Raw genomic sequence first — 22402 nt, 5'->3', positions numbered from 1 at the left:
TAATTTGATCTGGATGTGGAAGGAACCGGAGTGTTTTGAGCCTACTGCATTGCTTTCTTCTTTGCTGAGCCCTGCATTATCACGCCGGCTGCGATGACTATCGCACCAACGATGATCAGACCAGCACCCAAGTCGATGTAGGTTGTGTTCGGTGTGGTGGTAATGATATTTGTCGTAGAGGTGGTGGTTCCGTTTGCTGCGTACACTGCCGGAGCGACGGCGTTGTAGTACTCATTATCGAACGACACATAGAAGCTGCCATTGTTCGGAACAGTCCAGGTGACTGTATAGGTTCCGCTGCTTGGGAGCGTCCAATTATCCAGGGAAGGCGATGCGCAGGGCGCGCAGTTCCCCCACGCAATGAATTGAGAGATGCTCTGTGCGTACATGAAGATTGGACCCACCGACGAACTATAGTTCGATATTGTGAACGTGCCAGTTACGACTTCTCCCTTTGTGAGTACGGCTGCAGCCGGCGCCCAAATCCCAAAGGCGTCGATGCTCCTTGTTGTTTTCGGAGTGACCACAGTGTGGACCGTTGTTGTCTTCTGCGATGTCTGGCTCAGTGGGCTCGTAACACCGTATGCGACTAGCCCCACCCCTATCAATAGTACGACAACCCCCAGGACTGCGACGGTTGCTTTCATTAAGCATCAGACCTACGGGAGAGGTCGTTCGTTGCAAAGATCAGGAAATTTGTCCCCGGAGTGACGCCCGATGCTGATGCGAGCGTGAAATTCAACACGGGGATGCTAGGATCAGGATAGCCCGTCGGTGGACCCGTGTAATTCCCAAGTGCCGATACCGCGTTTGTCTGGAAGCTCATATCCACCCAGTATTTTGGAGGCAAGAAGGTTGCAACTACTGAGATGTTCACGTAGTAGTTGTTCGAGTAGATAACGCTCGACTGCGAGAGTCCGCCGTACGGACTCCACATACCCATGTCCATCCAGATTTTCCAAGCAGCACCCGCCTGCGTGTCGTTTATCCCTGGGAACTGTAGGTTCGCCTCGGCGATCCATTGAGTTTCGTTGTGAGCCCATCTGTCAGCCAAGAGCGTGGCTTCGGTGAGCTTCAGGATAACATCCGGATGCGCTGTTGCGTATGCCCGACTGGTGTACAACGTGTTGAAGAGCAGATGGGGGAATATGTGAGGAACGCTCGCAATAATGTGGAAATGCCCAGTTTGAACAGCTACGATGATATCGAACGGTTCGATTATGCTTCCCACAAGTTGTCCTGATAACATCGCCTGAGTTCTGGTTGGGTCGTTGCCGGTCGGTTTGCAGTTGACTTGGCTCCCGGTAAGGCCGTGCTGCTCCAATAGCTGGTGACAAAGTATGTCTGATGCGGCTCCGGGACTGAACACGCCGATCGGCTGTCCGGCCAGTTGACTCCAACTAGTTATTGAGTTGCTAACGACCAACGCGAAGTCATTCGTTGTCTCGTATGATGCGAACACCTCGAAAGGATAGCTTCCTGAGGCGTTTCCGGCAGTTTCAACGGCGTTGAGAACAGAACTAACCCCTCCTTCGGCGACGTCGACACTGCCAGCTACCAGTGCTCTGGCTACAGTCGGATCGCCGTCAAAGTATTGAACTTGAACGTTGAGATTTAGTTGCTTGGCGTATGTCTGCCAAAGCAAGAATCCTGGCGTGTCTGTCACGTCTGGAGTCCCAGCGAAACCGAGGATAACAGATTGGGATGCTGTCGTGTTCGTGGATTGCGTACTCTGAGTGGATGACGAACCAAGGGAAACCGCGTAGTACGCTCCAATTATGGCAGCAAGTATGATAATTACTGCTACTGCGAAAGATCCCACCCTGGAAATGCCCGAACGGTGCAGGTTAGACTTCCGCACAGAGCAAGTTGGACTCGCAGGAGCTATATAAGAATATTAACGCCGCCGGGTGACACGAATACATTCAAGGGATCCGAATTATCAAAAAGAATGGCCTACGGGAAATGGCGCGTGCGCGATGGCTGGGGGAAACTCCCCTTTGCCGTTCTTCTTACCTATTCACTGCTCGGGCAAAACAGAGTACCCGGTGACGGTGCTTTTGCTTGGGGTTTGAAGCTGCGGTTCTAAATGGAATCCAGCAACAACCCAAGGCGGGCTGTACTATCTTCCAAATGGGGAATCCGAGCAATATCCGTAGCGGTAGTTCTCGCAGTATGGCAGTTGGTTGCCGGTGAGATTGTTAAGAACGAGCTCATTGTGCCCACTCCGACTGGTGTAGCCGCCGGTTTTGTTTACCTCGTGTCCAACAATATTCTCCAACCCCCACTGGCAGACACATTATGGACTTTCGCAATAGGATTCACGATCTCGGTTGGCGTGGGCATCCCAGTTGGAGCGCTAATGGCGAGGTCGAGGGTCATCGAAAACATCCTGGATCCATGGGTCAACGCATTGTACACGACGCCATATGTTGCACTGGTCCCTCTTTTCATAATCTGGCTGCACACAGATTTCAACGTCAGAATCACAGTAGTGGTCCTGGCCGTAATCTTCGTCGTAATAGTCAACAGTTTCCATGGTTTCAAGAACGCCGACAAGAGCCTGGTCGAGGCTGGCAGATCTTTCGGAGTATCAGGCGTGTCTCTTTACAGAAAGGTTGTCTTGCCGTCTTCCTTCCCCTACATCGTCACTGGGCTCAGACTCGGCATTGGAAGAGGTCTGGTTGGAGCGATAGTAGCGGAAGAGTTCTTTCAGCTTGTAGGATTGGGATATCTGATACCATTCTACGCGTCATTCTTTCAAGTCGGCAAGGTGATTGCAATCGTGATGACAATAGGACTGATAGGGTTGACTCTTACTGAAACTCTCAAATACGGAGAAAGGAGAGTTTCGGTATGGCGAACGGCTTCGACGGGTGGTTAAGCTGGCGGTGAAACTTGAGGTTGAAAGGATCAGCAAGAGCTTCGTTGCCGTTGATGATAGTAAGAAGGGCACCGAAGTACTGAAAGATATTTCCTTTTCTGTAAATGAAGGAGAAATCTTTTCGATAATCGGACCTACAGGTTGCGGCAAGACCACCCTGCTTCGAATAATAGATGGAATCATCAAGCCTGATTCAGGTCGCGTGCTAATCAACAACCAAGAAGTGCAGAATTTCAAGAACCCTTCTTGCGGGATGGTTTTCCAGAACTTCAATCTCTTCCCTTGGAGGTCAGCAATCAAGAACATCGAATTCGGCTTGGAAGAGACAGTTGAACCTACAGAAAGGCGCAAGATCGCCCAAGATTATATCGAACTGGTCGGTCTGAAAGGCTACGAGAAATATCACCCGCATGAATTGTCTGGCGGAATGCAGCAACGAATCGGTCTCGCTCGAGCACTCGCAATAAACCCGGAAGTCGTCCTACTTGACGAACCATTCAGCTCGGTAGACCTCTTGCTGCGAGAATCACTTCAAGAGGAAGTCATGAGAATCATGTCCAGAACCAAGAAAACGGCAATATTCATCACGCACAATGTAAGTGAGGCGCTCTATCTTTCAGACAGAATCGTCAGTCTTTCGAAAAACCCTGGAATGATCAAGAACATTTACGATGTCAAGATCCCGCGCCCCAGAACACAGGAAGTTCTTGAGTCAGCCGAAGCTCTGAAGCTCTCTGACCTCATGAGGCATGACTTGATGGAGAGTTTGAACAGACAGGGAGGGATCCCGGGTTGACTGCGGACCCGTGGCGGAACCATCGCAAAGATGATCTGATTTGAGCGTCAGAACGATTCTGCTCAATCGTTGGATCATCAGATTGTGTTCAGTAGTCGTCTTCTTGATAGTCTGGCAGCTTGTCGGGGAGTCAATCAGCCCATTGAGTTTCTCTCCGCCCACGGTCGTACTCGTGGTTTTTGGGCAGAATTGGGCTAACGGAATCCTGCCAAGCGCAACACTCATCACCCTTCAGACTGTGTTCGTTGGCTTCATGATATCGATGTTGGTGGGGATCCCGCTCGGTCTCATAATCGGTCGTAGCAGGAACACTGAATACGCCTTGGACCCTTACATCAATCTGATCTATTCGACCCCGGTGGTCGCGATCATTCCTCTTGTCGCGATATGGTTCGGCTCCAACTTCCTCTCCAGCTACCTGGTTGTGCTCATAACCGCGCTCTTTCCGATCATGATTAACACAATAACTGGTGTGAAGGACGTCAACAAGTCTTTGCTGGAGACCGGCCGATCCTTTGGATTCAGTGGATTGAAGCTCTGGAGAAAGGTTGTTCTTCCGTCTGCTACCCCATATATAATGACAGGATTGCGATTGGGAATAGGCGCCTCGATTATTGGCGCACTGCTAGCGGAGCTCTTCATGTACGATGTTGGTCTTGGGTACGTACTGGTCAACTATGAATCACGTTTTGACACGCCAGTGGTGATCTGTGGCGTGCTCATCATAATGGCCTTGGGCATAGGACTTACTGAAGTTGTGAAGTTTGCCGAAAAGAAGATCTCCCCATGGGCGATTCACGCGACAGGTGTGTCCTAGCGGACCTCAAAGGCGAGATTGCAAACTTACTCATATCGGCTACCTTAGGTTCGCGAGGAGCCCCTCCCTCTTCAGTCCGTCCGTCGGCCCGGGATGTACATCGAGGTTGGCCACGATTCAGTTGAGATTCAACAGTTTGGAAGCCGTGCGGAAGAATACATCTTCCTTTTGATCTTCGCTCAAGTTGGATCTAATAACAGCGTCTACATGTTTTGTGGAGTCCCAGAACGGGTAATCGCTTCCGAACACGATGTGATCCGAACCGAAATAATCATGAGCGAACTCGAGTGGCCGACTATCCATGGTGACAGTGTCCACATAGAGCCGCTTGATGTATTCGCTTGGTTTCTTTGCGATCTTTGTTTCCGGCGCTCGAGCAAATTCGAACTCGTCGTCCATTACGTTGGATATGAAGGATAACGTACCTCCAAGGTGAGAAACAATCAACCTGAGTTCCGGATTCTCTTCAAGACCAGAGCCAAAGATCAATCGTAACAAGCTCAAAGAGAGATCGACTTGCAGACCGAAAGTGGACGCCAAACGGTGTTCGGCCATGTCGTCGAGCACGAATGGGATAGTCGGATGAACGAAGACTGGCACGCCCAACTTGCTGGATGCCTTCATTACTTCTCGATAGTCCTTCGAATCGAGGAACTTCCCATTGGTGTTCGAGTGAACATATGCTCCCTTCAGTCCTAGATCCTTTACGGATCGTCTCAACTCTTCGACGGCTTCCCCCCCAGACTGAAGGGGAAGCAAAGCAAATCCAACGAATTTGTCAGTATTCTTTTCACAGAAATCTGCAATGCCATTATTAGCTCCCCTGCAAATCTCAACCGCAGATTTTTGGTCCATCTTGTCGACGCCTGGGAATGGTATCGAGAGTACCTGCAGATCAATCCCGGCGGACTCCATATCCTTCAATCGAGTTTGTCTATCAGTGAATTTCGCCAGAAGTCTTTGGCGGGGAATCTTGACCTTTTCTCCGTATTCCAGCACCAAACCGCCGTTCTCGTCGATTGCAAATCTGGGAAACTCGCTTCTCTCTTTAAGCTTTGAGATGAATTCTCTTGGGTAATAGTGCGTTTCGAAATCGATACGCAAACCGTGATACCCAAGTCATTGGGCGGACGGTGTTAAATCTTTTCTCGAGAGCGGACTTCTTGTCCGACTGTTTCAAACTGAACGGTATCCCCATGGAAAGGCGGGACTAGAAACTGGGAATGACTTCCTTTGAGAAGAGTTCCAGTTGCTCTCTAAAGTGTCCCATCGATTGGTAGATAAATTTCATTTCGTAGTAGTTGACCCCAGCCTCGCCATACCTCCTGATCTTTTCGATTATTTCCTTGGGTGAACCAACCAAGCTCACATCTGAGGCCCTCTCAAAGGCGTTCTCGCCGATAAAGACGTCGTATGCCTTGGAGTTGTTAAGTAGTGTTGCCCTGGCGTTTTCCTTCGCCTTATCAGGAGAGGTATCGATGCTGACGTAAATCTGGTTCGCCACTTTCAGATGGCTCAGGTCTCTACTAAACTTCTCCTTCGCCTCACGCTTGATGAACGCAACACTCTTGGCATATTCCTCTGGGGATAGGCCCCCTGGAAGCCATCCTTCTCCATACTTCGCAACTCGCACCAGGGCCTTTTCGATTGTCCCTGCAAACCAGAATGGCGGCCGAGGTTTCTGGATGGGCTTCGGAAACATTTCAGCATCGCTGAACTTGAAGAATTTGCCTGTGTAAGAAAACTTGTCCAGGTTGTGGTCCCACAGTCCAGTCAAGATTTCTACGAGTTCGTTGGTTCTCTCATTCTTCTCAAGGCGGCTGACACCCAGAATCTCAAAATCGACATTCTTTGTGGCTCGTGTCGCGCCTATCCCTACTCCAGCTATCAATCGCCCATTTGAGAGGTTGTCAATGATTGACAGCTGCTTTGCTGCCAATACGGGATTCCTCAGGGGAGCGATCAGGACAGATATCCCCAAGGTGAGTCTTTTCGTAAGCCCGGCAAGATATGCAAGCGTAGAAATGGACTCGAAGAAATTTGGTTTCTGATCAGGACGAAGTGTTTCAAGACTCCCGCATGAGATATGGACATTGTGAAGTTCCTTTGTCCAAGTGATGTAATCGTGACACCAGACACCGTCGAATCCTAGAGATTCTGCAGCAATAGCAGTTTTCGCAATTGCATCCGCGCCCGCAAATGGTCCGCTTATCGGGACCCGAACTCCAAAACCTGTTCGCTCAACCACGTTGAGATAGGTGGCGAGTAGTTGCGGATATATCTTTTCTGGTAAGCTTTTGCGTTCTGAAGTTTGCACGACTTCTCCGAGTGAATCTCATGACTTGCGAGTGTGCGAACAGGTCTGTTGTGCGGCACGTTTCAAATCCTCCGCAGAAATCTTTCTTTCGCCCCGAACTCTTCCTCACCATTTCCCCACTGCAGTCGGGTTGACGACCCGTCCTCTAGCCACGGCGTGTGTTGACACTCTCGAATGCTTAAATCAAGAAATTGGGAAGCGAGATTATGCCCAGCAAGATCTCACCACAAGCCTCGAAAGTTCTTGATAGGATAGACATAAACGAACTATCAAATCTTGCGCTCGACCTGGCACGTATCCCCAGTCCTAGGGGATTTGAGAGACAGATCGGCGACTTCCTCTTAGAATGGATGGCAAAGAATGGTTTCGAATGTTCCAAGCAGGAAGTCGCGGAAGGAAGGAATAACATAATTGGAATACTGAAAGGATCCGAAGGACACCCAAAGCTGGTCTTCAACAGTCACATGGATGTCGGACATGGTCTCCCCGAGGATTACTGGATCTATGGAGACGATAGGAAGAAGATTGCTGCGGAGGGCACGGAACGGGGGAACCTCCTTGTCGGAAGAGGCGTGATAAATGATAAGGGCCCAATGGCTGCATTCTTGGTTGCGACCAAGGCGATCAAACAGAGCGGGATCAACCTCAGGGGCGACATAGTCATGACATGCGTCGTGGGAGAAATAGGTCAGACGCCGATAGACGAATTTCAGGGTGACAGGTACGAAGGAAAGGGATTCGGAACTCGCTACTTTGTCAGTCACGGGGGTGTTGTCGATTACGCCCTCGTCGCAGAGGGAACAAATTTCGCGATTACTCGAGCTGAGGCGGGCGATGTGTGGTTCAAGGTAACCATACTGGGGAAAGGTGGAATCTACACTCCCTTCATCGAACGACCTTTCGACTTTGAAAACAACCCAAACGCGATATTCAAAGCAGCCAAGGTCGTTCAGAGAATAGAGGAATGGGCAAACGACTACGAAAAGGAGCATCGGCTGACGTTTGAGGACGGAACGATAATTCCAAAGGTCAATGTCGGCGCGATACGCGGCGGACTGCCAGTAAGGCCAACGCAGGTCCCTGGTGTCTGCAGCATCTACATCGATGTGCGACTGTCACCTATGGCTGATGCTGAAAACGTTCGAAAAGAGCTGGAAAAGGTGGTGAGCTCGTGCGATGTGAAGTTCACGATTGAGGCGTACCTCTACCGCAAAGGGCACATAGGTAAGAACGTCGACCGTCTGTTTGATGCTGTGAGATTGGCCCACAGGAATGTCTTCGAATCGTTCCCGAAGAAGTGCGCGCCCCCGTACACGAGTATGTGGCGTGACCTTAACGTGTTTAACGAGTCGGGGATACCGAGCGTCACATATGGCCCCCCGTCGTTCACATATCAGGAATTGACAGGAGAGGCGGTTCCCTCGATGAAGAAGGAGGATCTGCTCGCGGCCGCAAAGGTGTACGCTCTCGCGGCTCTGGAGCTCTGCGCCTAGTCCGTGCCTTCTCTTTTAAGATGCCTTTTCGCGTTGGGAGTAGGAAGATAGAATTCAACTCTGACGCATGTTCCACTTCCGGCTCGAGTGGGATTTGTCATTGCTCTGTTCTCTGTAACGTAGATCGAGGATATTTCAGGTTCCTAGTCTGGATAGCAATCACCTCTTCTCTCATGTTCACTTTTTGTTTGAATCAAGTGACAACACTTGCGTCGGGACTTCGTGACACTACTATGTGGCCACTAAAAAGGGAGGTGACATTGGGCAATGAACCGTATGTGCGGTATAGGGGGCAGCAAGTCGGATTTGAGCGTTAGCTCATTTGCAAGTCCCGAACGAACCCTAGGTCGCGGGTTCAAACCCGACGGGGCTCGCTGTCAGGGATGGGCTGGAATGCATGCCTCCGTCCACTCCCCCATCTGTTCCTCTGCCGCGATTCCTCAATGTGGAAGCCTCCTTCATGATACCGCCAGACTATCTTCTGACAGCCAGTAGTCCCAGCCTTCAGCCCCACTGTGTCATGCCCCCTGCGAGACGTTCCTCATCCACCTGCCCCATTCTTCACAGGAAACCATTCCCGCTTGAAATCTCGTAAGGTACTGGACTAACGCTAGGCGACCCGTTCGAGCAAGATGCGTCCATCGGCCAACTGAAGCTTGGCAGTCCATCCCTCCCTCAGGGCCGCATCCAATTCGTCCGGTCTGACAGTTCTCTGTGACGGCCCATTGGCTTTGGATGTCTGAGATGCGAGTTCTTCCCGCACAGACTTGATAATGTCGGGAGGAACTCCGGCTGCCTGAAGACTCTCGTCGCCTCCTGGGAGAGCCAATGCTGAAAGCGTGGCCAAGATGATGTCTTGAACCTCCTTTTCGGTCATCATCGGCTTTGGAATGGAGGTCGTCAAGTAGGACTCGAGTTTCTTGTAGTCGGTGACCCGGTCTTCTTCGGACTTCACGTAGTATGTCGACATGTACGGATTATGACCGAGCAGTGCGTGTGCGGCCTGGTCGCCGATGGTGTCAGCAGCCTTCGTGAAGAAGTTCTTTCGAAAAACGTGAAAGTGAAGGGTGTGGATTCGGTGACCCTCGATCTTGGCGTCGAGCCCAGCCCTGGCGACCATTTCTCGGAATGTGCGGTTACACGATTTCTCCCGTTGGTGGACGTCGGCCCCGGCGTACGTGAAAACCAGGTCGTCTTCCTTCGCGTTACCTTTGAGCCGCTGCAGGGCATCCTTCGCTTCTTCACTGAGAAAGGGCGTTCGCGCCTCTCGGGTCTTCGTGATTTCGACCCGCAGGTTGATCGTGGCTGGACTCTTACTCAGATCCACATCCTTCCACCTTACGCTAAGCGCCTCGCCGATGCGGATGCCCGAGCTGAGCAGCGTCAGCACCAGTGCCCTGTTCTTGGGGCTTGGTCGGCCCCTGGTCAGGAGGGTTCTCACCGAATCCATTGAGAGGGGCTGGTCGGCTATCTTCATGGTCCGCGGGAGTGTGACTTTGGACTTGAACCGATCACTATCAATTGCAATATCGTTGTAGGCCAAGAAACGTCTGACCGCAGAAACGTTGTTCACGATGGTCTGTGGTTTCAGGCCCCTCTTGTCCTGGGCACCGACCCAGTCGTCTAATAATGCGTACACGTTGCTTTCATCGATTGACTTGACCCCTTGTGCGTCGCAGAACTGCTTGAAACCCTTGATTCCTACTCGGTAGTGCCGGACGGAGTTGTCTGACTTGGATTTCCGGTACGCCCTGTCAAGGAATTTATCGGTCGAATCCCAAAGCATGCCATGGAGAGTCGGTTTTGGGCGTTATAGGCTTTACGTCCCGACACTTTAGAGAAGGCCGAGACTACTACGTCGCATCGAGGAAGGAAGAACCCCTTGAGGCTGGTAAGGAAGGCAGCAGAGGAAGCTAACCTCGAGCGCCCGGGGCGGGTCGCAACGGGGGTAGATGTCATCGGCGACCTGGCGATAATCAGACTCGACGGGCTCACCAGGCCAGAGAAGAAGCGGTTGGCCGAGGCGATTCTGAAGGAGGTCAAGAACGTCGCAGGGGTCTTTGACCAGGAAGGTGGCATCGAAGGCGAGTACAGGCTGAGGACCCTCAAGCACCTCGCTGGGGAAGAGAGGACGATGACCCTGCACAGGGAGAACGGCTGCGTCTTCAAAGTGGACGTTGCGAAGTGTTACTTCTCTCCGAGGCTCTCGACCGAGAGGCTCAGGATTGCGAAGGAGGTCACTAGGCGGGAAAAGGTCCTGAACATGTTCGCCGGCGTAGGCCCGTTTTCTATCCCGATCGCCCGGTCCTCCAGTGCCAGGGTGACAAGCTGCGAGATCAACGAGCTCGCTTGCACCCTACACGAGGAGAACGACCGGCTCAACAAGGTCGATCAGCTCGTGGAGGTGATCAGGGGGGACGCGTTAGAGCTCCCCGCGAGGGTGGACTCTAGATTCGACAGGGTCCTCATGCCTCATCCCTCGCAGGCGGACAGGTTCCTCCCCACCGCCCTTGCGCTGACGAAGAAGGGTGGTCTGATCCACTACTACAGGCACGTCCTCGGTAGGGATGACGAGGAAGCCACGGAAAGCATCAGGGCGGAGCTCTCAGGGCTACTCCCGAATACAGCTACCTACCAACTCAGGCGGGTCAGAGCCGTCGGGCCCAGGTGGGTCGAGATGGCGGCCGACGTAAGGGTCGGCGCCTAGAAGGGAAGACTCTGGCCGTACCTGTAGAGGTGGACGATCACGCCGAAGGTGATGAGCACGGCGCCGACGTCGAAGAGCGCCATGTTCCTCAGCCCTGTGAGCGTGGCCTGGGCCGCGAGCCCGTTCAGGACGACCTGGGCAAGGATCAGAAGGAGGAAGATGACGTACACCCACTTCTTCGTCAGGATCGCCCCTATGGGGGCACTCGCCTTCCGCACCCTCTCCTTGGCCTTCAGGTACCTAAGGAAGCCATAGGTCAGAACAAACGAGAGAGCCGTGACCCCGAGCATCGAGCCGAAGTATAGCACTGGGGGAACGAAGATCCTGCAGAGCGGTCCGGAGATCGAAATTCCGTTGACTACGCAGCTCGGGTTCGTGTTGGGGTCTACGTAGAAGCCCCAGGCGGTGGTGATGAGAATCTGGGCGATGCTCGTTATGCCCAGCGCCGTGAAGAACGGCCTGTCCTTCCAGCTGAGCTTCTTCGAAGTGTCGACGAACGGGACGGCTATGGCCATGAGGAGCAACAGCAGGGGCATCAGCCCCCCCATCACGAACTTGTCGAATTCCGTCCGAAGGAGGGCGTATATGCCGTCGATGTACCATTCGGGGATTGTGATCTGGGGGTTACTCGGGTTGTATGGTATGCCTACTGCCACCGGGAAGATAGCCGCGATTACGAACAACCCACCGGTGATTGTAGAAATTACCGGGAGGTCGAAAACAAGGTACCTAGGGAAGTGTACGAAGACTAGGATTATCATTATCATCGGCAATATGAAGACATGGTAGGAATAGAGCCTGAGGATGAAGTCGGAGAATCCTGCCCCGAATGTCGCGAACCGGAAGGCCCCCCCTATTACCGGACTGGAATTCGCCAGTGAAGCCCCTATCTCAATGGCCAGACCCGCCCTCTGGTTGAACAGAAGGTCGTAGCCTGTGAACGCCTCGACGCCTGTAATGAGCCCAAAGATGGCCCCGGTAACCCAGAGCACTTCGTTCTTGATCTTGAACCTTCCGCTGAAGTATTGGTAGTACAGGTGGAGGACCGCTAGAAGAACCATCGCGTTCGACGCTGTGTAGTGGATGTTCCGAAGCAGCCAGCCCCCGGGCACCAGGTCGTTAATCCGTTCTATGCTAGCGAAGGCGCAGGTAAGGCTCCCGCAGCCGGCAAGGGTCGGTTGGTAGTAGATCATGAGCAGGCCTCCCGTTACGCCGAGGATCAGGAAGGTGATTCCAGTTAGGACGCCCAGGTATCCCAGGGGGCTGACGAAGCGCTTTGGGAAGGTGTACTTGACTCCCATGTACACAGTCCGGTCGAGTCCGTCCACTATCCACTTGTAGAGCTTGGCGATGAAGTTGGGCTCCTTCGGAGTCTGACCCATCTAGGCGACCTCCGTGGTCAGGTCCTTCGGGTCGGCCGGGAGCTGGGCACTGGGTTTGATGAAGCTCTCGTAGCTGTTGTAGTCCCTTCCGTAGCCGAGCTCACCGTCGGCTGCAAGGGGGTCCCCAACCGGCTTCTTCGTCGCAGGGTCGTAGTTCGGGTAATAGGCATACAGATTACCGCTCGAGTCGGCTTGAAGAGTGATCATTGGGATCGCGTTGGTCGGCGCAGGTTGAAGGAAAGCAGGCCCTGCGACGGCCTTTCCGTCGGGGATTCTGTAGGTGCTCCCGTGGCAGGGGCAGACGTATTGCTGAGAACTTGCGATAGGGATGTAGTTGGGGCTACACCAAAGATGGACGCAGACCTTGCTGAACGCAACAAAATCAGAGGCAGACTTGGTGGAACCCGCGGCCCCTGGCAGGCGGATGAGTTCGTACTTCTGGAAGGTGTCGACGTTGTCGGCATCTATCTTCGGGTCCCCGGAGGTTGGGTAGGTGACGACCCAGTGGCCGTTGGCTGGGAAGGTGGACAGGTCGTTGACGTTCACCTGCTGGCCGGCTGCGGTCCCGTATTTCGAGAGGTCGTCTATCACCATCTTTTGAAGGAGGTACTTCTTGCCGCTTCCGGTGATTGTCGAGGACAGGAACGACCCCCAGGGGACGAACGGGATCATCGAAAGCACAGCCCCGACCACGAGGAGGCCCTTCAGAAAGCTGCGCCTGTTTGAGCTTCCCACCGGCTGAGACTTGGCTGCTGAGGCGGGGGGAGGGACTGGCGGACTTGCCAACTGGACCGGAGGCCGCTGCGGCGAGGGAGCGACCAAGGGCTTCGGAGGGGAAGTTTGAAGAGCTGCGGGCTTCTTCTCAGCTTCGGGAGGATTCTGCGAAGATGGTTTCTCCGTGCTCTCCTCTACCATCTATGCTCCGCTTGTAGGGCCGCGGGGTCGGTTTTTAACCTTCGTTGCGTCGTCGGCAAGTGCCTTTGAATCCGCAAAAACTTAAAGAGCGTTATCATCGAGCCAGTCGAGAAACCTCGTGAGCAGCAAGACTGGCCCGCTGGTCGGGGTCGTTGTCGCAGTCCTGATCATCGGAGCGCTCGGGTCAATCGGCTACTACCAGTTCGAAGTTGCCCCGAAGCTGACCACGTTCACCACGACGACGACTTCGTCGCAGGCAGGCTGCACCAGGACGAGCTGCGTCAACGTGACCATCCCCTCGGGGGCCTCGGTCCCGAACGCCGAAGGGTTCGCGCCGGGAAGCGTAACCGTGGTCATTGGGGTGAACAACACCATCATCTGGACCAACGCGGACCAGGCGCCGCATACGGTCACAGCGACGGACAACAGCTTCAACAGCCACAACATGGACCCCGGAGCGACCTTCGAGTTCACGTTCACCCATGCCGGGACCTTCCAGTATGGCTGCAGCTATCACGGATGGATGCATGGGACTGTAATAGTAAAGAGCGCCTAGTGGGGCACAGGCCGCCGAGGGATAGTCGCGGGGCCTTGGTCAGTTGAAGATTCTCTCTAGCGAGGAGCAGCTTGAATCTCTGTCACGAGACGCAGGGATGGTCAGAATCAGGCCTAGGGCAGGCTACATGGCCGAGTCCGAAGAGGATGTAGTTGAGGTCATGCGCAGGTCGGCGGAGCAAGGAGTCTCCATCACACCCAGGGGAGGCGGGACGTCCATCCCAAGCCAGGCCATCGGGAAAGGGTACGTGGTAATGCAGGACAGGACCAGGGTAGCGCTTCTGGCCAGCGGAAGCGTCAGGTGCGAGCCCGGCCTGGTCAAGGCCGACCTCAACCGGGTGCTGGAGCCAGGTGGCAGGTGGATGCCGGTCGACCCTTCGAGCTACCTGAGCTGCACAGTTGGGGGGATGGTCGCAAACAACTCGTCTGGGATCAGGACCCCGAAGTACGGCTCCACCGTTGATTTCGTGGAAGGGCTCGATGTGGTGTGCCCCGGAGACGGACCAGCCTCTGCGCTCTCGATGCCGATGGATGAGGTCTTACATTCAGGAGGCAGGGTCGGAAAAGCCGCGGCGCTAATTCTTGACAACTGGAAGGAAATCGTCGACGAGCAGCCACGGGTCACCAAGAACTCCTCGGGCTACAGGCTTGAGAAGACAATACATGACGGGCTCTTTGACCTCCCCAAGCTCTTCGTCGGGTCTGAGGGGACCCTTGGGGTCTTCACAGAAATCACATTCAAGACCCGACCACGCCCGCAATCGAAGGCTCTGCTCGCAGTTGACGCCAAGATCGGCGAGCTGGCCAGAGTTGTCGCCGCATTCCTGGAACATTCTCCGTCGGCGGTCGAACTGGTCGACAAGTCCGTCTTTAGGAGGATGGGAATGGAGGGGAGGGTCTCGAAGTATTCCCGGAAGGAGGGAGACTACCTTGTATTCTGCGAACTCGAGGGTACCGAGGCAGAAGTGCAGGCAGGCCTCGAAGATGCTGCCGGGTCAGCGGCGGGAGGCTACGAGCCGTTGGTGATCACAAGCGCTTCCGAGGTGGCCGATGCCTGGGGAGTCCGGAATGAGACCCTGAAGCTTGCCATGGATGTGAAGGAGGGGAGCAGGATCCTCCTCCCAGGGGTGGAGGACTTGGTGGTGCCCCCGGGGAGGTTGGCAGACCTCGTGAGGTTGCTCGTGTACCAGTTCGAGTCGCGTGGGCTGTCGCACATGATCTACGGCCATGCCGCTGACGCCAACCTGCACGCGCGCCCGCTGCTTGACCCCGATTCGTCCCGCGAGAGACGAATCCTCGAGGAGATCATGGAAGAGAGCTTCGAAGCCGTGTGGAAGATGGGGGGCTCGATGACCGGAGAGCACGGCGACGGGATGCTCAGAGCCCCCTACGTCCAGAGGCAGTATCCCCGGACGTTCCCGATCATGCAGGAGGTCCGGTCCCTCTTCGACCCGAAGCATATGCTGAACCCCGGCGTGAAGATCATCTGACGAGGACCGCCCTCGCGAGCAGCCTCGCGACCCTGACTGGCTCTGGAATGGAGCCCTGCCTGGTGAACCTGTCGATGGTGGACCTTGCTTCGCCCCTGTCAAGGCCGGACAGCCTTGCGAAGACGCGATGGCCGGACGCGAGGTTGAATCCCGTTCGTCTCCCTAGGCGCCTGTAGGCCTCGAGCTTCTCCTCGGCTCGCTCAGGAAAGTGCTTCCGGATGGAGCCCTCGATCCCGGACGTCTCCTTGTAGGTCAGACAGATGACCGGCAACTTGGTCTTGGCTGACAGCTCGTCTACGTCGATTATGTTGTACAGACTTAGGATTGCGCCGGAGACCATGATGAGGTTGATGTCGTTTCGCCTGAACCGTCGAAAAAGGGAGGCGATTGCCGCAGTCGCATCGTCCCCGCCCACCGACGTGTGGCCGAAGGCGAGGCCGTCGACGATCAGGTCGCTCCTCATTACGACCCCAGCGATCACCGACCTCTTCTGGCCCTGCTTGAAGCTCTCGGCGACTCCGAGCGCCCTGATTCCCGGCTTGTTCAGGTGGAGGCGCAAGCGAATCGGCCCGTGACCCTGCTTCCACGCTTTTAACCTGTGGCGACCCCTCCGTGGCGTGGCGAGAATCTACAACCTGCCGGCGGGTTCTACCCTGCCAGACGATGTACTAAGGATAGCTGTGAAGGAGAAGATCTCCACCGCCAGGGTCGAAGCGATCGGAGGGGTCAAGAAGCTCAGGCTCGCCTACTTCAATCACAAGGAGAAGGAATACGAGGAGCATCAGTATGACGAGTTCTTGGAGGTCACCGGGATCCTCGGGAATATTACGCTCAAGGACGGAAAGCCCTTCCTTCACGCCCACGGGACGTTTGGAAGGAAGGACATGAGCGTCCTCGGCGGCCACGTCATGTCTGCCATTGTCTTCCCCCTGCTCGAGGTTGTGATCACTCCTACTGAGAACACCGCTCTGAGGAGGTTCGATGACGAGACTGGCCTGAACCTTATCGACAGCACGCAAGGGTAGCTTAATACCGACCAGGCCTGCGACTCCCACGGCCCCTGTGACGTAACAGAGTTACGGGAAGGTCAAATATGACCGGAAGGCATTAGACTGAGGGGCCATTCAAGCAGGCCGAAGGGGAAGGTCGAGCACAGTCAGCAGGCCAGGCCTCGCTCCCCCGACCCTCTCGAGCGCGTGGACCACCAGCGCCACGGTCGCGGAATCGCCGAATACCCCCTTCTCGAACCTGAGCTTGAGGCTCGGCTCCCCCTTGACCTCGACCACGTCGAAGTCTGCCGATGTCAGCGACATTTCGAGGTCGAGCCGCACAAGGCAGTTTCCGGCCATCCCCTCGGCGAACTGCCTGACCCCCATCACATATTCCTCCGAACCTAGCACGGGAAAGATGCCCTGCTTGAGACCTAGGAGCTCCTTGCCGAGAGAGAGCGCGATGAGGTGGGCCGACTCGATCAACCCGACGTGACCGAGGATGCCCTCCTGCAGGTCCTTGTCGAACCTCGCCTTGGTGAAGCCGACCCCGGTCTTGGCCTGCAGCTGGCGTCGCCTCATGCTGACATCGACCGACCTGACGACGTGTATGCTCGTAGGGTTCTTGGAAGCCGACGCAACCACAGCGGGCACCCAGTCCATGACGAAGCCAGGGTTGACCCCGACTCCGACCACTGAGACGCCCTTCTCCTTGGCCAATGCGTCGAGGGCAGCGACTCTCTCCTTCCCCGAGAACTCTGGGTAGGCCATCTCCTCGGAGGTCGTCACCACGTCCAGTCCCGCAGACGCTGCGTAGTTGACGTCGTCGACCATTTCAGCGACACGGGACTTTGTCGAGAAGACCACCGCATCCGCGCCGTCGAGCTGGAGGTCGCGCAGCGAAGCCACCACCCGGGTCCCTAGGGGGAGCCCGGTCAGCTCCGCAATCGTCCTCCCGACCTTCTCCGGGTCGCTGTCTACCACCCCCACGACCGTGTGCGACCGCTCCAGCAGGTACCTCAGAATCTCAGTGCCAATGGCGCCCATCCCACAGAGGACGACCTTGACCACGACGAGGTCCGGGCCTCGGCGGTCTTATAACTACTGCCCGTGAGACGAGCTCAACGGAGCGAGAGGAACTCGGAGTAGGACTCGACTGAGTCCAAGAAGCTCCTCAGCGCTCCCAGCGGCACCACGGCGACCCCCTCCGCGAAGCTCCCCGAAGGCTCCGAGAAGCTTAGTATCACTGATACGATGGGGTTCGGGTCTGCTATCCTCTTCCTGAGGAGGTCGCTGCGCCTCAGTTGGTCTCTCGCGAATCTCATGAGGACGGAGGGAGAGTGGGAGCGCTTCCAGTGCTTGCAGTCCACGCTCAGGAGGTGGGACCGGCCCCGGGCCACCATATCTATCTGAACTCGAGGCCGTATCAGGACGACGTTCTCGGTGACCTCGTATCCGGAGGCCCGGAACAGCTTCGAGCAGAATGCTTCGAACTCCTTCCAGGAAAGATGCTTGGCGACGTCCTCGGGCCTCCAGCCCGATTGGCAGAGCGCGAGGGCGACGAGCGCCCGGTCTCCAGAGTCTGACCTGACCCCCATTTCTTCGGCAGTCGACTCTAGGATGGACTGTCCTCGTTTGGGGCCCGCAACTCGGACGAGCTCTGCGACAAGGTCCAATGGGAGAGGAAACCTATCCTTTGAGATATAAGCGACCGCCCAGCCAGGTTATCTAGACCTGGAGAGTACTGTGTAAATGACGTATCCTTGTGTGGTGAGCCTGTAGAACGTCTCGCGTGTTCCCCTCGGAATCGGCTCCACGATTCCTCTCGCCTTCAGCTCTGTGAGCGCCCTGCTGACGTGGCTCACGTGCTTCTTCTCCAGGGTCGCAAGCTGGCTGGTCGACTTGGGTCCCGTTATCAGGCCTACGAGAAGACCGAGGCGTACCTTGCTGTTGTTGACGAATTCAGCGCTCGCAAGGGCCGACCTTGTACTCATATGATATGAACATCACAATACTCAACTGCGTCTTATATGGGTTTCCAGAGCCTACTGTACGAGCCTGTAGTCCCCGCCTAGCTTGCTCATGGGGTCGAGCTGGGACGCTCTCACGAAGGCGTCGAACACTATGAAGTTCGTGGCTGCCTTGTAAGTATGCATGACGGTCGAGAACTGGCCGCGGGCGGTGGGGTAGTCGGGGAATTCGACGATCCTTGAGACGTTCAGTCGGGGCCCTGCCCCGTCGACCACAGTCATGGTCTTGGAGGAGGTGGATATCACCCCTGAGAAGCTGGCGACGCCCAGGCCGATGTGCCCACCGGCCCCCCCGGCAACGTAAAGCATCTGCCTGATGTCTGGAAGCCCGATGACCGAAGCGTTGTTCTCGGTGGGGACCCGCACTGCGTCAGTCATCGCCGTCAGTGCCTCTCCCGAACCGGGTGCGAACCCAACGGCGCGATCGCCAGGGATTAGCGCTAGCCAGCCGAGGACGGGCTTGCCTGTGGCAGTGTCGAGGACATTATACAAGGTGTCGTTGCCCACCAGAGTGCCGTAGCTCGTAATGCTCGAGAAGTTCTCCTGGACCGAAGCGAATGACGATGGGCTGAGGAAGGCGATGTCGACCGACGCGTTGGGGACGCTGAACTCCATGGCGACGAAGAGGTTCACGTTCCTGGTGGACAGCGTCACCTTGGGGTTAGTAAGATGCAGGATTGTGCTGAAAAAGGGGAGGGACGAGTTGAGCTGGTGGATGGAGGTGAAGTTCTGGAAGCTGAAAAGGATCACATCGTTGGGCACATACTTCGCCCAGACCGCCTCGTAGGGCGGGACGGAAGGAGGGATGTGTTTCACCGGTATTGAGTTCTCATAGACGTAGGCGTAGGCTCCGATGAGTAGAATAATCAGGATCGTGAACGTAACCAAGAAGGAACGCTTCAGCGCACTCCTCGGCCGCTTCCGTCTCTTCTGCAACTTACCTTGACCGCGGCCCCGTGAACGTTTTATAAGTGTTGGACGGCTTCAGAGGACAGGTTGCACTGGGCAGTCAAAGTGGGGCGAGACTCGGCCCTCGAATTAGTGGTTTTCAACGCGATAGCCGCCGGAATTGCCCTGGGCGCCCTGTTCATCCTAGGGGCGGACCTTTTACCTGCCTTCGGGTTCGTGGTCCTGTTGGAGTCGGTCGCCCTCATGCTGATCGGAGGTGCGATGGACCTCTCGACCACGGGCTCGATCAGGATTGTCACCCGTCAGTTCAAGATGATATTCAGGGGCAGCGTAGCCGAAAAGCCCGAAGAGCAGACGGCGGAGGAGCGCCGGAAAATCGGAGTGAGTGCAGCCACCTACGCTGTAACTGGAGTTCTGCTATTCGTCGAGGCCGGGATGCTTACTTTGCTGTTCGTGTAGAGAAAAACAGGGGAGGGTCTCTAGCTAGGCTTCCGTCGGCCCATAAATATAGCTATGAGACCCAGAATTATTGCTACAGCTAGTGCTGCGTATGCGATATAGGATACGTTGTTGATGTTGCCGTTGATTGTGTTGACCGCTGCCTGAAGGTCAGTCTTGGATGCCGCACTCGTCTGAAGTGCGGTTATGGCGCTGTTGGTACTCGTGGCGAGACCATTAATCGAACTTGTGGTCGATGCCGCAACTCCGCATGCCGCGTTGTATACCGCGACCGCGTCAGTTGCCGACAAGCTGCTGAGTGCCGACGCAATCACTTGCGATAGCGACCCGACAGTAATGGCTGTAACCGCGCTGTACCTGGTGTCAGTGACGTTGAGTAGTGCTTCCCCGTTGCTGGGGGCCTGAGGAGCCGTGTATGCCTCTGCGGCGGCTGGGCTCGTAGCGCCAGTGCCCGCGAGGGCGTTATTGCTTGGGATGCCCGTGAAGAAGGCCCTGTACCATACCTGGCCAGAGACCGTTGGTGTGTATGTGAAGGTGTAGTACCCTGCGTTGGTGGCTGCTGTCAACAGGACTGGTTGCCAAGTTGTTCCACCGTCTGTGCTCTGCTGCAACGTTGCGTACCACCCAGGATAGCTTCCGCCGACTGCCTGAGTGACACCGAACGTTCCAGTCAAAGTTAGGGAGTTACCAGAGATGAATGAAGGTACGGTCACCGCCCCACCTCCGCTGCCGGGGGAGGAACCGCATGTGACTGCTGTTGGAGGTGGAATCGTGACGGAACTAGTCGCACCATTGTTGTATCCTGCCGCCGCCAAGAACTGCGCCGACAACGAAAGGTCGAACGTGTCGACCGTTATGCCAGGCGTGTAAGCGAAGGCGAAGCAGGTACAGAACTCAGTGATGGCTGGCGTTCCTTGACCCTGTTGGAGATTGTTGATGATGTACTGTCTTGGAATCGCGTGGCTGAATGCCGTTCTCACATCTATGGCGTACTGTTGAGCGTGCGCCGGGTCCTTTACCCCATTGGGCGTTGCAGTGCCGGTGCCGTAGATCGGGTGGTTATCATTCAACGAGAAGTCTTGCCGTCCTGCTGACGGGCTGGACCTTTCGGTTGCATGGCCACCGTTCGCGGCTAGTACTGAGTAGTCGGCGGGCACGATTCCATAGTTCGAATCGAGGAAGTTGAGCTTGCCGCTAGCGAAGTCAGCTAGGGCCGCATCCTTGTTTGTGTCATGGACGATGTGGATCACCTGGGCGTTGAACTGTCCAAGGCTTTGGAGGCCCGTGGCGTTCCAATAACCGCTCCACTTGACTAGCGTCCCAGTCTCGGAGACCGAGTCGTAGCCGTGGTAGTAGTATGGTCCGTCACCGATTGGCCCGTAGGCCGTAGCGGTTCCATTGCCACCGTATGTCGAGGTTGACCAGTGATACACGTATGGTGTATTTTGGACCGTCGCGAATGGGCTCGTCGCCCATGAGAGGAACGGGATGGACTCGAATATGTGCATGGGTTCAGCGCTGATGCCCGTTATGACCGGGTCAGTGAAGAGGTAGGCGTTCGAGAGGGTGAAGGTGAATGATGTTGCGCTAGTGGCAGTCCATACTGACGTCGACACGAAGCCCGTTGGGGCCGCGCCGTGGGAGTAGGCGCCGTTCCAGACGTAGTCAGAAGTCCCGTTGGAATACTTGAAGGTGACTCCGCTGCAATTGCATGCGCCGCCTCCAAAGTTGCCCAATAAGCCCTGTAGAGTACCTGCTGACACGTAGCCGACATCATTGATGATGCCGCCCATGGTGCTGAACAAGTAGTCGTTGGCCGTTACCGGGACGCCGTCCTGGAAGTTGTGAGCAAGGAAGTTCACAGTCCATGTGAGGTGGTCGCTGGAGCCCGTGATCGAAGTCGCGAGGCTGTTGAAGTAGGCGAGCGTCCTTCCGTCAAGCTCCTCCAGGGGGACCGTTTGTGTGTTGTAGAGATACGCATCGTAGAAGGTGTTCGCAGCTGCTGTTACCCATTGGTTGACGGAGCTGATGTCGCCCGTCTCGCCAACGTTAATCGCTGTGTGACCGCCCGTCAGCTTCCAGTGCTGGAAGTCGTGGGTGACGGTACACGAACACTCGGAGTTGTTGTTGCCCCAGGGATTGATGTAGTTAGCGACTCCATATGTGTCCACTGGGTAGTAGATTGGAAGTGTGGGTCTGTCCTGCGCTACGATGGCAACCATCTTCTGTGCGATGGGTACCCTCGCCGCGGCGTTGAACTCGGCGTTGTACTGAGATGCAAGCGCGTTGAAGGTAGCGTTCCTGTACTGCTCGAAGTTGGCACCGATTGGCGACAGGTCCGCGTTGTTGAGACTTCTGTAGTCTACAACGTTCTGGGTTCCGAAGTCAGGCAGAGGCGTTCCTCCGCCGAATCCGACGAAGACCGCGTCGAAGCCGCCGTTGTCGTAAGTCTTGCCGCAGTTTGAGGCACTACACCCGAACGACAGTCCAGACATGGTTCCGAAGCTGGTATAGATCAACCGGGCATCGATGCCAAGAGATCTCAGGTTGTTCTGGATGATTGCTGCCCACTGCCTTCTTGCAGGGTTGGATGTTGGCGCTACCAAGGTCATGGTGAATAGGTACCCGTTAGACGTTGCCGCCTGGACGGGGATTGGTA

Annotated in this window: 22 protein-coding genes; 9 read left to right on the top strand and 13 right to left on the bottom strand. The window is 55.5% G+C overall.

The features are described from left to right. Positions 1-41: 41 nt before the first annotated feature. Both OK438_04215 and OK438_04210 read right to left on the bottom strand, forming a co-directional pair. On the bottom strand, positions 42-647 hold the full coding sequence (locus OK438_04215) for a hypothetical protein (protein MDA4124640.1): 606 nt from the start codon (positions 645-647) through the stop codon (positions 42-44). Continuing rightward, on the bottom strand, positions 647-1666 hold the full coding sequence (locus OK438_04210; GenBank protein ID MDA4124639.1) for an ABC transporter substrate-binding protein: 1020 nt from the start codon (positions 1664-1666) through the stop codon (positions 647-649). Before OK438_04210 ends, OK438_04215 begins: the two co-directional genes overlap by 1 nt. A 423-nt stretch (positions 1667-2089) precedes the next feature. Between OK438_04210 and OK438_04205 the strand changes: the two genes are divergently transcribed. From OK438_04205 to OK438_04195, 3 genes are read left to right on the top strand one after another with little or no spacing between them, the layout of a single operon-like run. Beyond that, on the top strand, positions 2090-2884 hold the full coding sequence (locus tag OK438_04205; GenBank protein MDA4124638.1) for an ABC transporter permease: 795 nt from the start codon (positions 2090-2092) through the stop codon (positions 2882-2884). Beyond that, positions 2877-3680, top strand: coding sequence for an ABC transporter ATP-binding protein (locus OK438_04200; protein ID MDA4124637.1), 804 nt, complete (start codon positions 2877-2879; stop codon positions 3678-3680). Before OK438_04205 ends, OK438_04200 begins: the two co-directional genes overlap by 8 nt. 40 nt (positions 3681-3720) lie before the next feature. Further along, complete coding sequence (locus OK438_04195; protein MDA4124636.1) at positions 3721-4497, top strand: ABC transporter permease; 777 nt, start codon at positions 3721-3723, stop codon at positions 4495-4497. A 117-nt stretch (positions 4498-4614) separates the two neighbouring features. On the opposite strand, the gene OK438_04190 is transcribed toward OK438_04195, so the two are convergent. Continuing rightward, positions 4615-5601 (bottom strand): amidohydrolase family protein, encoded by a 987-nt coding sequence (locus OK438_04190; GenBank protein MDA4124635.1) that lies wholly within the window; start codon positions 5599-5601, stop codon positions 4615-4617. A 106-nt stretch (positions 5602-5707) separates the two neighbouring features. Beyond that, positions 5708-6814, bottom strand: a complete 1107-nt coding sequence (locus OK438_04185; protein MDA4124634.1) for an LLM class flavin-dependent oxidoreductase — start codon at positions 6812-6814, stop codon at positions 5708-5710. A 206-nt stretch (positions 6815-7020) separates the two neighbouring features. Here OK438_04185 and OK438_04180 point away from each other — a divergent pair, with 206 nt between their 5' ends. Next, entirely contained in the window at positions 7021-8307 is a 1287-nt protein-coding gene (locus tag OK438_04180; GenBank protein ID MDA4124633.1) for a M20/M25/M40 family metallo-hydrolase, read from the top strand. A 610-nt stretch (positions 8308-8917) separates the two neighbouring features. Here the strand turns inward: OK438_04180 and OK438_04175 are convergent. Then, positions 8918-10093, bottom strand: coding sequence for a tyrosine-type recombinase/integrase (locus tag OK438_04175; protein MDA4124632.1), 1176 nt, complete (start codon positions 10091-10093; stop codon positions 8918-8920). A gap of 96 nt (positions 10094-10189) precedes the next feature. On the opposite strand from OK438_04175, the gene OK438_04170 reads away from it, so the two are divergent. Continuing rightward, complete coding sequence (locus OK438_04170; protein ID MDA4124631.1) at positions 10190-11014, top strand: class I SAM-dependent methyltransferase family protein; 825 nt, start codon at positions 10190-10192, stop codon at positions 11012-11014. On the opposite strand, the gene OK438_04165 is transcribed toward OK438_04170, so the two are convergent. Both OK438_04165 and OK438_04160 read right to left on the bottom strand, forming a co-directional pair. After that, positions 11011-12396 (bottom strand): cytochrome b N-terminal domain-containing protein, encoded by a 1386-nt coding sequence (locus OK438_04165; protein ID MDA4124630.1) that lies wholly within the window; start codon positions 12394-12396, stop codon positions 11011-11013. The genes OK438_04170 and OK438_04165 overlap by 4 nt on opposite strands. After that, positions 12397-13311 (bottom strand): Rieske 2Fe-2S domain-containing protein, encoded by a 915-nt coding sequence (locus tag OK438_04160; protein ID MDA4124629.1) that lies wholly within the window; start codon positions 13309-13311, stop codon positions 12397-12399. It lies immediately after the preceding gene. Between the two features lie 118 nt (positions 13312-13429). On the opposite strand from OK438_04160, the gene OK438_04155 reads away from it, so the two are divergent. Together OK438_04155 and OK438_04150 are read left to right on the top strand one after the other, a co-directional pair. Continuing rightward, the gene (locus tag OK438_04155) at positions 13430-13867 is read left to right on the top strand and encodes a cupredoxin domain-containing protein (protein ID MDA4124628.1); all 438 of its coding nucleotides are present in this window, start codon (positions 13430-13432) and stop codon (positions 13865-13867) included. A 43-nt stretch (positions 13868-13910) separates the two neighbouring features. Next, a complete protein-coding gene (locus OK438_04150; GenBank protein MDA4124627.1) occupies positions 13911-15356 on the top strand; it encodes an FAD-binding oxidoreductase in 1446 nt (481 codons plus the stop codon). Here OK438_04150 and OK438_04145 read toward each other — a convergent pair. Then, positions 15349-15915 (bottom strand): DUF99 family protein, encoded by a 567-nt coding sequence (locus tag OK438_04145; protein MDA4124626.1) that lies wholly within the window; start codon positions 15913-15915, stop codon positions 15349-15351. The two genes, OK438_04150 and OK438_04145, sit on opposite strands and share 8 nt — an antisense overlap. A gap of 58 nt (positions 15916-15973) precedes the next feature. Between OK438_04145 and OK438_04140 the strand changes: the two genes are divergently transcribed. Beyond that, positions 15974-16381, top strand: a complete 408-nt coding sequence (locus OK438_04140) for a DUF296 domain-containing protein (protein MDA4124625.1) — start codon at positions 15974-15976, stop codon at positions 16379-16381. 99 nt (positions 16382-16480) lie between these two features. Here the strand turns inward: OK438_04140 and OK438_04135 are convergent, their stop codons facing one another. The 4 genes from OK438_04135 to OK438_04120 are packed head-to-tail and all read right to left on the bottom strand — an operon-like array spanning position 16481 to position 19311. Next, positions 16481-17416, bottom strand: coding sequence for an NAD-binding protein (locus tag OK438_04135; GenBank protein ID MDA4124624.1), 936 nt, complete (start codon positions 17414-17416; stop codon positions 16481-16483). 50 nt (positions 17417-17466) lie between these two features. Next, entirely contained in the window at positions 17467-18021 is a 555-nt protein-coding gene (locus OK438_04130; GenBank protein ID MDA4124623.1) for a restriction endonuclease, read from the bottom strand. Between the two features lie 48 nt (positions 18022-18069). Then, positions 18070-18339: a hypothetical protein gene (locus OK438_04125; GenBank protein ID MDA4124622.1), complete on the bottom strand. Its 270-nt coding sequence runs from the start codon at positions 18337-18339 to the stop codon at positions 18070-18072. A 51-nt stretch (positions 18340-18390) separates the two neighbouring features. After that, entirely contained in the window at positions 18391-19311 is a 921-nt protein-coding gene (locus OK438_04120) for a hypothetical protein (protein ID MDA4124621.1), read from the bottom strand. A gap of 60 nt (positions 19312-19371) precedes the next feature. Here OK438_04120 and OK438_04115 point away from each other — a divergent pair, with 60 nt between their 5' ends. Continuing rightward, positions 19372-19743, top strand: a complete 372-nt coding sequence (locus OK438_04115; GenBank protein MDA4124620.1) for a hypothetical protein — start codon at positions 19372-19374, stop codon at positions 19741-19743. A 20-nt stretch (positions 19744-19763) separates the two neighbouring features. Here OK438_04115 and OK438_04110 read toward each other — a convergent pair whose 3' ends face one another. After that, a complete protein-coding gene (locus tag OK438_04110; GenBank protein ID MDA4124619.1) occupies positions 19764-22355 on the bottom strand; it encodes an ABC transporter substrate-binding protein in 2592 nt (863 codons plus the stop codon). Positions 22356-22402: the final 47 nt, after the last annotated feature.

Source organism: Nitrososphaerota archaeon (assembly GCA_027887005.1).
In the GTDB taxonomy this organism is placed as follows: domain Archaea; phylum Thermoproteota; class Nitrososphaeria; order Nitrososphaerales; family Gagatemarchaeaceae; genus UBA183.
This window is presented reverse-complemented; position numbering and strand designations above follow the sequence as displayed.

Excerpts from the sequence above, each read along its gene's own strand:
- OK438_04215 (MDA4124640.1), bottom strand. The coding sequence starts at position 647 with ATGAAAGCAACCGTCGCAGTCCTGGGGGTTGTCGTACTATTGATAGGG.
- OK438_04205 (MDA4124638.1), top strand. The coding sequence starts at position 2,090 with ATGGAATCCAGCAACAACCCAAGGCGGGCTGTACTATCTTCCAAATGG.
- OK438_04180 (MDA4124633.1), top strand. The coding sequence starts at position 7,021 with ATGCCCAGCAAGATCTCACCACAAGCCTCGAAAGTTCTTGATAGGATA.
- OK438_04175 (MDA4124632.1), bottom strand. The coding sequence starts at position 10,093 with ATGCTTTGGGATTCGACCGATAAATTCCTTGACAGGGCGTACCGGAAA.
- OK438_04165 (MDA4124630.1), bottom strand. The coding sequence starts at position 12,396 with ATGGGTCAGACTCCGAAGGAGCCCAACTTCATCGCCAAGCTCTACAAG.
- OK438_04160 (MDA4124629.1), bottom strand. The coding sequence starts at position 13,311 with ATGGTAGAGGAGAGCACGGAGAAACCATCTTCGCAGAATCCTCCCGAA.
- OK438_04125 (MDA4124622.1), bottom strand. The coding sequence starts at position 18,339 with ATGAGTACAAGGTCGGCCCTTGCGAGCGCTGAATTCGTCAACAACAGC.
- OK438_04110 (MDA4124619.1), bottom strand. The coding sequence starts at position 22,355 with ATGACCTTGGTAGCGCCAACATCCAACCCTGCAAGAAGGCAGTGGGCA.